Source organism: Mycobacterium sp. TH-M15 (assembly GCF_057473705.1).
Genome location: NZ_JBYCLB010000583.1, coordinates 1 through 8,688, shown reverse-complemented (window position 1 = coordinate 8,688; position 8,688 = coordinate 1). Strand labels below are relative to the sequence as shown.

Annotated in this window: 10 protein-coding genes and 1 pseudogene; 8 read left to right on the top strand and 3 right to left on the bottom strand. The window is 71.4% G+C overall.

The window, feature by feature from the left end; translation table 11 throughout:
* Together AC2VNT_RS14400 and AC2VNT_RS14395 are read right to left on the bottom strand one after the other, a co-directional pair.
* Positions 1-263, bottom strand: a 263-nt coding sequence (locus AC2VNT_RS14400) for a GreA/GreB family elongation factor (protein ID WP_486947502.1), incomplete at its 3' end; no start/stop codon positions are given.
* 220 nt (positions 264-483) lie between these two features.
* Positions 484-915 (bottom strand): DUF4307 domain-containing protein, encoded by a 432-nt coding sequence (locus AC2VNT_RS14395; protein WP_486947501.1) that lies wholly within the window; start codon positions 913-915, stop codon positions 484-486.
* A gap of 153 nt (positions 916-1,068) precedes the next feature.
* Here AC2VNT_RS14395 and mca point away from each other — a divergent pair.
* The 4 genes and pseudogenes from mca to AC2VNT_RS14375 form a co-directional block, all read left to right on the top strand.
* Positions 1,069-1,926: pseudogene (gene mca / locus AC2VNT_RS14390) on the top strand (mycothiol conjugate amidase Mca); the annotation flags it as partial.
* A gap of 98 nt (positions 1,927-2,024) precedes the next feature.
* Positions 2,025-2,315, top strand: a complete 291-nt coding sequence (locus AC2VNT_RS14385) for a hypothetical protein (protein WP_486947500.1) — start codon at positions 2,025-2,027, stop codon at positions 2,313-2,315.
* Positions 2,312-4,312 (top strand): thioredoxin domain-containing protein, encoded by a 2,001-nt coding sequence (locus AC2VNT_RS14380; RefSeq protein ID WP_486947499.1) that lies wholly within the window; start codon positions 2,312-2,314, stop codon positions 4,310-4,312. The genes AC2VNT_RS14385 and AC2VNT_RS14380 overlap by 4 nt, the downstream gene beginning before the upstream one ends.
* A gap of 34 nt (positions 4,313-4,346) precedes the next feature.
* The gene (locus AC2VNT_RS14375; RefSeq protein WP_486947498.1) at positions 4,347-4,730 is read left to right on the top strand and encodes a nuclear transport factor 2 family protein; all 384 of its coding nucleotides are present in this window, start codon (positions 4,347-4,349) and stop codon (positions 4,728-4,730) included.
* Between the two features lie 30 nt (positions 4,731-4,760).
* Here the strand turns inward: AC2VNT_RS14375 and trhA are convergent, their stop codons facing one another.
* On the bottom strand, positions 4,761-5,441 hold the full coding sequence (gene trhA / locus AC2VNT_RS14370) for a PAQR family membrane homeostasis protein TrhA (protein WP_486947503.1): 681 nt from the start codon (positions 5,439-5,441) through the stop codon (positions 4,761-4,763).
* 96 nt (positions 5,442-5,537) lie between these two features.
* Between trhA and AC2VNT_RS14365 the strand changes: the two genes are divergently transcribed.
* The 4 genes from AC2VNT_RS14365 to AC2VNT_RS14350 all read left to right on the top strand — a co-directional run.
* Entirely contained in the window at positions 5,538-6,332 is a 795-nt protein-coding gene (locus AC2VNT_RS14365; RefSeq protein WP_486947497.1) for a (2Z,6E)-farnesyl diphosphate synthase, read from the top strand.
* Positions 6,333-6,407: 75 nt separating this feature from the next.
* Complete coding sequence (locus AC2VNT_RS14360) at positions 6,408-6,821, top strand: hypothetical protein (protein ID WP_486947496.1); 414 nt, start codon at positions 6,408-6,410, stop codon at positions 6,819-6,821.
* 44 nt (positions 6,822-6,865) lie between these two features.
* Entirely contained in the window at positions 6,866-8,230 is a 1,365-nt protein-coding gene (locus AC2VNT_RS14355; protein WP_486947495.1) for a hypothetical protein, read from the top strand.
* Positions 8,231-8,272: 42 nt separating this feature from the next.
* Positions 8,273-8,688 (top strand): DUF732 domain-containing protein (locus AC2VNT_RS14350; RefSeq protein ID WP_486947494.1); only part of this gene is annotated, 416 nt, incomplete at its 3' end.

Below are 8,688 nucleotides of genomic sequence, written 5' to 3'. Positions count from 1 at the left end.
GGCAGCGCCACCCCGGACTGGGTGGGTGCCTCGCCGACCTTGGCGTTGTTGAGCAGCTCCTGCAGCTGACGGATGCGGGCCTCCTGTTGACCCTGCTCCTCGCGGGCGGCGTGGTAGCCGCCGTTCTCACGCAGGTCGCCCTCCTCGCGGCGGTCGTTGATCTCCGCGGCGATCACCGGACGGTTGGCGATCAGGTGGTCGAGCTCATCCTTGAGCCGGTCATGTGAGTCCTGGGTCAGCCAGGTCACCTGAGTGTCCGTCATCTCGTCGTGCTCCTTGTGTCGTCATACCCGCACGCTTTCAGCGGGGTATCGGGGTGACCGCTGCAAACCACCCGGTGCCACCCCCGGTACTGCCGTTCGTGGCGGACTCGAGTCCGCAGATGCCGCGTCAATGCAGCAATACACGGCTCCGGGCGGGAACCGTGTACGCGGTAAGACTACCACCGCAGGGCCGGCACGCACCCGTATCGAACGGCACGGGCTAGGAAGAACGCAGGTAATCGGGGATGTCGGTGCCGCAGCCGTACACGTCGCCGAGCACCGGCGGCTGGGCGGATTTGACGATCGTGGTCACCTGGACGGTACCGGCGGTGCCGGGCGGAACCAGCACCTCACGGCGGCCGGACTCGCTGCCGTCCATCGCCCGGGCCCGGACGATGCAGACCACCGGCCGCGACGGGTCGGAACGGGTCACGCTGACGGTCACCGACACCGTCTCGTCGTCGATCAGCCGGTAGCCGGAGAGGGCGCCCTTGACGTCCGGGGCGCTGAACCGCTGGTAGACCAGGACCGCGGCGGCGGCGGCGGTGGCCACGCCGAGCAGCCCCACCGCCACGGCCACCCAGCGGTGCGGGCTGCGCAGCGATCGGGCTCGCCCGTAGCGGCCGGCGTCGTCGGTGGTCGGATCGGTCATCTGCGCGGGGTGCCTTACCGGTCGGGATCGGTTGCCGGGCCCGGGCGCCGGGGTGGAACCATTACGGACCGGAAGCCATTTGGAACTATAGAGCCGGTGGGCCTGGCGGCGCACCGGACCTGCCGGTCGGCAGAAGAACCAGGGAAAGTGCAGATGAGCAAGCTGCGACTGATGGCGGTGCACGCCCACCCGGACGACGAGTCCAGTAAGGGCGCGGCCACCCTGGCCCGCTACGTCGCCGACGGCCACCGGGTGATGGTGGTGACGCTGACCGGCGGTGAGCGCGGCGACATCCTCAACCCGGCGATGGATCGCCCGGACGTGCACGGCCGCATCGCCGAGATCCGCCGCGACGAGATGGCCAAGGCCGCCGAGATCCTCGGGGTGGAGCACCGCTGGCTCGGCTTCGTCGACTCCGGCCTGCCCAAGGGCGATCCGCCGCCGCCGCTGCCGGCCGACTGCTTCGCGCTAGCGCCGCTGGAGATGGCCACGGAACGGCTGGTCCGGCTGGTCCGTGAGTTCCGGCCGCACGTGATGACCACCTACGATGAGAACGGCGGCTACCCGCACCCGGACCACATCCGCTGCCACCAGGTGTCGGTTGCCGCGTTCGAGGCCGCGGCCGACGAGCACCAATACCCGGAAGCCGGGGAGGTCTGGGCGGTGTCCAAGCTCTACTACAACCACGGGTTTCTGCGCGAGCGGATGCAGCTGCTGCAAGACGAGTTCGCCAGACACGGTCGGGAAGGGCCGTTCGGCAGATGGCTGGCGCACTGGCAGCCCGACCACGACGCCTTCGCCGACCGGGTCACCACCCGGGTGCAGTGTGCGGCATACTTCGCCCAGCGGGACGACGCGCTGCGCGCGCACGCCACCCAGATCGACCCGAACGGCGACTTCTTCGCCGCGCCGATCGACTGGCAGCAGCGGCTGTGGCCGACCGAGGAGTACGAACTGGCCCGGGCCCGGGTGCCGGTGACGCTGCCGGAGACCGATCTGTTTGCCGGGATCCGCGCCGGGGACGATGCAGAGCGAAGCGATGCCGAGGAGCGGCGCATGGGTGCAGACGCCGACGCTGCCGGGCCAACCGATGCCGAGGAGCGACACAGATGAGCTCGACCGTGCTGGCGATCACCGTGGGCCTGCTCGCCGACGACGCGCCGCCCAACACCGGGCCGGAATTCGGCAAGGCCAGCCCGCTGGGCCTGCTGGTGGTGGTGCTGCTGCTGTTGGGCACGAGCGGCCTGGTCTGGTCGATGAACCGGCAGCTGAAGAAGGTGCCGACCTCGTTCGACGACCCGGGCGCCGAGACCGACACCCCGCCGGCCGACGCTGAGCCATCCGGCGCCGACGAGATCGTCTCGCCGGACGAGTCCGGTGACGCCGGGGCCGGACGGTGACCGACGCCGGGAACACCCTGGGCGAGGCCACCAGCCCGTACCTGCGCCAGCACGCCGACAACCCGGTGCACTGGCGCCAGTGGACGCCGGAGGCGCTGACCGAGGCGGTGCGGCGCGACGTGCCGATCCTGCTGTCGGTCGGCTACGCGGCCTGCCACTGGTGCCATGTGATGGCGCACGAGTCGTTCGAGGACACCGAGGTCGCCGCGGTGATGAACGACGGTTTCGTCTGCATCAAGGTCGACCGGGAGGAACGACCGGACATCGACTCGATCTACATGAACGCCACCGTCGCGCTCACCGGTCAGGGCGGCTGGCCGATGACGTGTTTTCTGACCCCCGACGGGCGGCCGTTCTACTGCGGCACCTACTACCCGAAGCAGTCGTTCCTGAAGCTGCTGTCGGCGGTCGCCAACACCTGGCGAACCCGTCGCGACGAGGTCGAGTCGGCATCGAACCGGATCGCCGGTGAGCTACGGTCGCTGGCCGGGCGGCTGCCGGGCGGCGGGCCGGCGGTCGAGGTGGCCCTGTGCGACCAGGCCGTGGCGGCGGTGCTGCGCGACGAGGACACCGTGCGCGGCGGCTTCGGCGGGGCGCCGAAGTTCCCGCCGTCGGCGCTGCTGGAGGCGGTGCTGCGGCACTACGAACGGACCCGGTCGCCGGCGGCGCTGGAGGCGGTGGCCCGCACCGGAACCGCGATGGCGCGCGGTGGAATCTACGACCAGCTGGCCGGCGGCTTCGCCCGCTACAGCGTCGACAACGCTTGGGTGGTACCACATTTCGAGAAGATGCTGTACGACAACACGTTGCTGCTGCGCGCCTACGCGCACTGGGCGCGGCGCACCGACGACCCGCTCGCTCGGCGGGTGGCCGGGCAGACCGCCCGGTTTCTGCTCGACGAGTTGGCCGACGGCGACCTATTCGTCTCGTCGCTGGACGCCGACGCCGACGGCCGGGAGGGCTCCAGCTACGTATGGACCCCCGGGCAGCTCATCGATGCGCTCGGCGACGACGACGGCCGTTGGGCGGCAGAGGTTTTCGGGGTAACCGCGGCCGGCACCTTCGAAGCCGGCAGTTCGGTGCTGCAGCTGCCGGTCGACCCGGCGGATGTCGAGCGGCTGCAGCGGGTGCGCACCGCGCTGCTGGCCGACCGGCGAGACCGGGTGCAGCCCGGCCGCGACGACAAGGTGGTCACCGCCTGGAACGGGCTGGCGATCACCGCCCTGGCCGAGGCCGGCGTCGCGCTGGACCGACCGGAGCTGGTCGACGCGGCCGGGCGCTGCGCGACCGCGCTGATCGAGCTGCACCTAGTGGACGGCCGGCTGCGCCGGGCCAGCCTGGGCGGTGTGGTCGGTGACAGCGCCGGCACCCTGGAGGACTACGGGGCGCTGGCCACCGGGCTGCTCGCCGTCCACCAGCTGACCGCCGACGGGCGGTGGCTGGGCGCGGCCGCTCGACTGCTGGACACCGCGCTGGACCACTTCGCCGACCCGGACCGGGCCGGCCACTGGTTCGACACCGCCGACGACGCCGAGCGGCTGATGTACCGGCCGGCCGACCCGCTGGACGGCGCCACCCCGTCGGGCGCGGCGCTGATCACCGAGGCGCTGCTGACCGCCGCACACCTGGTGGAGCCGGACCGGACCGACCGCTACCGGCAGGCGGCCGACGACGCGCTGCAGGCGGGCGCGGCGCTGCTGAGCCGGGCGCCGCGATCGGCGGGCCACTGGCTGGCCGTCGCCGAGGCGGCGATCCGCGGACCGCTGCAGGTCGCGGTGGCCGGCGACGCCGTGGCGTCGCCGCGGCTGGCCGGCGCGCGCCGGCTGGCGCCGGGCGGGGCGATCTTGATCGGCGGCGCGGTGGACTCCTCGGAGCTGCTGCGTGGCCGGGATCGGGTGGACGGCGCCGACGCCGCCTACATCTGCCGCGGACGGGTCTGCGACCTGCCGGTCACCACCGGTGCGCAGCTGGCCGCCGCGCTCGGCACGCCGGTCTGACCGCCGCTCGGTGCGACCGTGTAGCGTGCGGCGCATGCCGAGCGAACCGGATCGAACCCAGGTGATCACCGAGACCGTCAACCGCTACATCGGACTGGTCGGCGGCGGCACCGCCGACGAACTGGCCGACCTCTACGCCGAAGACGCCACCCTGGAGGATCCGGTCGGCGGCGAGGTGCACGTCGGCCGGCCGGCGATTCAGGGCTTCTACTCGGCGATCACCGGCCTGCAGCGTGACTGCGAGTTGGTCACGCTGCGGGTGGCCGGCAACGAGGCGGCGTTTCACTTCCGGCTCACCCTGACCACCGGGGAGAGCCGGATGCGGATCGAACCGATCGACGTGATGGTCTTCGACGACGCCGGCAAGGTCACCGCGATGAAGGCATACTGGTCGGCGGCGAACATCACGCGGCTGTAGCCGAGGTGCTGTAGCCGACGTGCCGGCTAACTAATGCAGCGCGGCGAACCAGATCGCGATGTAGTGGCAGACCGCCGCGGCGGCGGTGCAGGCATGGAAGACCTCGTGGTAGCCGAACGTCTCCGGCCACGGGTCGGGCCATTTCAGCGCGTACAGGATGCCGCCGATGCTGTACAGCGCGCCGCCGACGATCAGCAACACCAGCGCGGCGACACCCGCGTTGTGCAGGATGACCGCGATGTAGAACGCTGAGACCCAGCCGAGCAGCAGGTACAGGCCCACACCGAGCCAGCGTGGCGCGCCCGGCCAGCACATCTTCAAGAACACGCCCGCAGCGGCGCTGCCCCATACGATGGCCAACACCAGCATTCCGGTGCGCCGCGGCATCGCCAGCACCGCGAACGGCGTGTAGGTGCCGGCGATGAACACGAAGATCATCGAGTGGTCCAGGCGCTTCATCCATTTCCGGGCGACCGACGACCGCCCGGTGATCCGGGGGTAGGTGGCGCTGACGGCGAACATCCCGACCACGGCGATGGTGTAGACGATCGTCGCCAACCCGGCGCGCAGCCCGGCCAGCGGCCAGGACACCGAGATCAGGGTGATGCCGGCGACCAGGGCCACGATCGCCGACACCAGGTGGATCCAGCCGCGGGCCCGCGGTTTGACGTGTGGTGCGTCATCCGGGCGGGCCGTGGGATGGGGAGCCAAGAGGGCGGCGTGGCTGGTCACGAGCCTCCCCTCCGCCCGGCGGGTTTCCGGTTGGATCGCCGGTAATTTCTGTCGGCCACAGTAGTCTGAACTTTCGTGGAGGTCATCCCGGCGCGCCTGAAGGAGCCGCTGTATCGGCTCTACGAGCTGCGGCTGCGGCAGGGATTGGCGGCGTCCCGGTCCGCGCTGCCGCGGCACATCGCGGTGCTGTGTGACGGGAACCGGCGCTGGGCCCGCGACGCGGGCTACGACGACGTCAGCGTCGGCTACCGGATGGGTGCGGCCAAGATCGCCGAGATGCTGCGCTGGTGCGCCGACGCCGGCATCGAGCTGGCCACCGTCTACCTGCTGTCCACCGAGAACCTGCAGCGCGACCCCGACGAACTCGCGGCGCTGATCGAGATCATCACCGACGTCGTCGAGGAGATCTGTGCGCCGGCCAACCGGTGGAGCGTGCGCACGGTGGGGGATCTGGAGCTGATCGGCGAGGAGCCGGCCCGCCGGTTGCGTGACGCCGTGGAGCGCACCGCCGGCACCGCCGACGGTGGTCTGCACGTCAACCTCGCGGTCGGCTACGGCGGCCGGCAGGAGATCGCCAACGCGGTGCGCGGCCTGCTCGGCAAGGAGCTGGCCAACGGTGCCACCGCCGAGGAGCTCGTCGAGGCGGTCACCGTCGACGCCATCTCGGAGAACCTCTACACCTCCGGCCAGCCGGACCCGGACCTGGTGATCCGGACCTCCGGCGAGCAGCGGCTCTCCGGCTTCCTGCTGTGGCAGAGCGCCTATTCGGAGATGTGGTTCACCGAGGCGCACTGGCCGGCGTTCCGCCGGGTGGACTTCCTGCGGGCGCTGCGCGACTACAGCCAACGTCACCGCCGCTACGGCCGGTAGCCGCGTCGATCCGGTGGCAGTGTCTGGCAGTGCCGGGGATCGAGCTGGCACCGCGTCTCGGCGCACCATCGGCAGATGACAAGCACAGCGATCTCCCGCAGCAGTTCCCGACGGTCGGTCGTGGCCGACCTGACGTTCTGGAGCCTGGCCGGCGCGGCCGTCGCCGCACTGGCCGGGCCACTCGCCGACTGGTGGGGCGCGCCGCGCGCGGTGCTGCTCGCCGGCGGTCTGGCCTTCCTGGTCGGCGGCGTCGGGGCCCTGTTCGGGTTGAACCTGCTTCGCCCGGTACCTCGCCGGATGGCGCGCGGTTTCGGGATGTTCAACCTCGTCTTCGCCCCGCTGGTGTGGGCGACGGCGTTGTACGGCTGGCTGGGGCTGAGCGCGGCGGGCACCGGGGCACTGGTTGTCGCCGGTGGTGTCGCGCTGGCGCTCGGCGTCTGGCAGCTGAGCACGGTGCACCCGCTGCGGCCGTCGGCGTTGCCGCACTGACCGGACGGACGGTGGCCGGGTGTCGCCCGTGCCAGACTTGAGCCATGGTTGCGCTGTCGGCGCTGGTGTTCACCCTCAGCTGGTGGCTCGGGCTCTACCTGGTGGCGCGTGACGCACGCAAACCCGCCCTGGCGCTGGCCGCTGTCGGGCTGTGCTGCTTCGCCGGCGTGGTCGCCGCGGATGCGGTCCGGGTGGTCGGCCGGGTCGTCTGGCTCGGCCGGGTGGAGGTTTACCTTGCCGTGGTACCCGGTATCGCGTGGTTTGCGGTGCTGCTGGAGCTGGCCCGTCCGGGCGATCGCTGGGTGGGCCGGTTCCGGGGATCGGTGCTGGTCTTTCTGGCCGCAGCCGCGGCGCTGTTCGGTGCGGCGTCGGCCGGCACCGTGGACGGGCCGCTGCGCACCGGCCACCTGGTGATGTTCGCGGTGATCTCGATGTCCACCCTGGGTGCCATGGTCGTCGCCCTGGTGCGGCCCGCCCAGCCGGTGCCGGTCGTCGGTCTGGTGATCGTCGCGACGGCGTTCTTCGCGCTCGCCAACGAGATCCTGATCATTCCGCTGGGTTTGTTGCCCAGCGGGCTGGCGCTCGCGATGACCAGTGTGGACGTGCTGGCGCTCGGGGTGGCGGTGGCGCTGTGGGACGCCTTCGACGAGGGCCAGGCGCTGCGCGCGGACATGTCCCGGTCGGTCGTGCAGGCAGCCGCGGTGGCGGTGCTGCTCGGTGGGCAGGTGCTGGTCACGCTCGCGGTCACCCGCGACCAGGCCGCCGCAGAGCCGGCGTTGACGGTGCTGCTGTTCACCACGTTGGCCGTCGCGATCGCGGCCCAGGTATTCGCCGGCCGGCTGGCCTCGCTGTGGGACCGGGTCGTGTTCCGGGGCTCGCCGGGGCTGCGTGCCGACCGCGCCGTCCTGCGGCGTACCGAGGCCGCGCTGCCGCTGCGGGCGGCCAACCCGCTGGGCGACGTCGACGAGGGCACGTTCGTCCGGCTGACGCGGCGTGCGCTGGGCCACTACGGCGACCTGTCGAAGCTGATCGCCAGCCCGTTGACCGCGTTACCGGTGATCGACGAGCGGCTGGCCGCCCGGGGTGCCTCCGACGGGCCGCTGGAACGGGCCAACGAACTCAAAGCGGTGCTGGCCGAGGGGATCGCCCGGCTCAAACCGGGCGACGGGGCCGAATTCGGCACCACCGAGCAGTGGCGCTACTACAACTCGTTGTACTTCCCGTACGTGGTCGGGGTGCGGGCCTACGCGCAGAATGCCACCGCCGCCGGGCTGGACCCGACGGCCCGGAAGGCGTGGCAGTGGCTGGTCACCGAGGTGCCGCAGCGATCGCTGCACAACTGGCAGAACACCGCGGCCCGGCTGATCGCCGCAGATCTGCGCGGCGAGGCGACGGTCGCGAGCCGATAACCCGGCGGCGCGGACGCAGTCACGCCGTCTACAGTTCCAGGCATGATGCGGCGGTTGGCAGTGCTGGCGTTGGTCCCCGGAACCCTGGTGCTCTTCAGTGCGCCGGCACAGGCTGACGACACCAGCTACCTGAGCTACCTCGACGCGCACGGCTTCAAATACCAGAAAAGCTCCGGGATCAGCACACCGTCGGGGGCCGTGACTTTCGGCAAGCTGATCTGTCAGAACCTGCGCCGCGGCCGGCCGGCCCGCGATCGGTTCGACTCGAAGATCTCCGAGGGCATCAGCTCGGTGATGGTCGACGCCGCGCAACACGAGCTCTGCCCGGACACCTTGTCGATGACCCCGCCGACGACCACGACGACGCCGACCACATCGACGACACCCCCGACGCCGACCCCGGAGATACCGCCGCTTCCGCCGCTTCCTCCGGAGGTGCCGCCACCGCCGCCGCCGGC

Bases quoted from the DNA above. Each gene is read 5' to 3' on its own strand.
- AC2VNT_RS14395 (WP_486947501.1), bottom strand. From the start codon at position 915: ATGACCGATCCGACCACCGACGACGCCGGCCGCTACGGGCGAGCCCGA.
- AC2VNT_RS14385 (WP_486947500.1), top strand. From the start codon at position 2,025: ATGAGCTCGACCGTGCTGGCGATCACCGTGGGCCTGCTCGCCGACGAC.
- AC2VNT_RS14375 (WP_486947498.1), top strand. From the start codon at position 4,347: ATGCCGAGCGAACCGGATCGAACCCAGGTGATCACCGAGACCGTCAAC.
- AC2VNT_RS14360 (WP_486947496.1), top strand. From the start codon at position 6,408: ATGACAAGCACAGCGATCTCCCGCAGCAGTTCCCGACGGTCGGTCGTG.
- AC2VNT_RS14355 (WP_486947495.1), top strand. From the start codon at position 6,866: ATGGTTGCGCTGTCGGCGCTGGTGTTCACCCTCAGCTGGTGGCTCGGG.